Origin of the sequence: Nitratidesulfovibrio oxamicus (assembly GCF_015731765.1) — a bacterium.
In the GTDB taxonomy this organism is placed as follows: domain Bacteria; phylum Desulfobacterota; class Desulfovibrionia; order Desulfovibrionales; family Desulfovibrionaceae; genus Cupidesulfovibrio; species Cupidesulfovibrio oxamicus.
In genome coordinates this window covers 1-1,196 of the sequence record NZ_VRYY01000598.1, presented here as the reverse complement: position 1 = coordinate 1,196, position 1,196 = coordinate 1, and the positions used below count along the sequence as shown (strand labels likewise).

1 protein-coding gene and 1 pseudogene are annotated in these 1,196 nt (G+C 72.2%); both read left to right on the top strand.

The genetic code is table 11. The annotated features are described in order from the left end of the window. Window positions 1-233 (top strand): annotated as a pseudogene (locus FVW20_RS16060) (MoxR family ATPase); the annotation flags it as partial. A 287-nt stretch (window positions 234-520) separates the two neighbouring features. Beyond that, window positions 521-1,196, top strand: a 676-nt coding sequence (locus FVW20_RS16055; protein WP_443677874.1) for a DUF2201 family putative metallopeptidase, incomplete at its 3' end; no start/stop codon positions are given.

The following is a 1,196-nucleotide window of genomic DNA, read 5'->3' as shown; positions in this document are numbered from 1 at the left end:
CCCCGCACGAGGCCCCGGTGCCCGACGAACCCGCCGCCGCCTACGCCATCTGCGAGGCGCTGGCCCGCCACGCCGCGCCCGACACCATGGAGGCGCTGGTCTGCTACGCCGACCGCCTGCCCGTGGAATTCGGCGTACTGCTGATGCGCGATTCCGTGCGCGCCGACACCACGGTGGTGGAAACCCCCTCCTTCGCGCGGTGGGCGCAGGCCAACGCCCACGTGCTGCTGTGAGCGGGGCCGTGCACCCGGAGATTGCCGACTTCCGGCCCGGCAGGCGGCCCGGTGTGCCGGTTCCGGCGGGCTTGGCGGGCGGGATGTCTGGCGGGACGCTTGCCGGGGGAGTGCATGGTGCGCCTGTCGCGCCTGTCGTGCCTGTTGTGCCTGTCGCGCCTGTCGCGCCTGTTGTGCCTGTTGTGTCGGTTGCTGCCGGGGCAGTGGTCTCTTCCCCCGACGTTCCTGACTTCCCCGACCCTTCATCCCCCGCGGACAAGGCGCTGGAAACCGAGGCCCACGGACGCATGGTGCGCGCCCGGACCGCGCTGGTGCTGGACCATCCCTTTTTCGGTTCGCTGGCCCTGCGGCTGCACCTGAAGGCGGACCCGACCTGCGCCAGCCTGTGGACAGACGGCGTGACCCTGGGATTCAATCCCCGCCGGGTGGCGGCCCTGCCGGACGCCATGGTCACGGCCATGCAGGCGCACGAGGTGCTGCATGTGGTCTGCGGCCATCACGTGCGCCGCGACGGGCGCGACGAAGGGCTGTGGAACCGCGCCTGCGACTACGCGGTGAACGGCATACTGCTGGATGCGGGCTTCACCCTGCCCGCCGGGTTTCTGGATGCGCCGGAACACCGGGGCCGCACGGCGGAAGACATCTACGCCGTGCTTTCGCGCATGCAGGAAGAAGAGAAGGGCGGCGGCACGGGCGACAAGGCCCAGGGCGAGGCCGAGGCCAGCGGCGCGCGTTCCGGAGCGTCGGGAGACCAGCCGGAAGAAGCCCCGGCCACGCAACGCCGCAGCGACCCGGAACAGGCCCCGCCGGAACTGCCGGAAGGGGACGACGCGGACGGGCGCGGCGGCGACCGCACGGGCGATGGCGAAGGCCGCGACAATGTGGAAACGTCCTTTTCCGGCGAGGTGCGCGACCATCCCGCCTTGCAAGGCGACGCGTCCGACGCCGCGCGCCGCCGGGCAG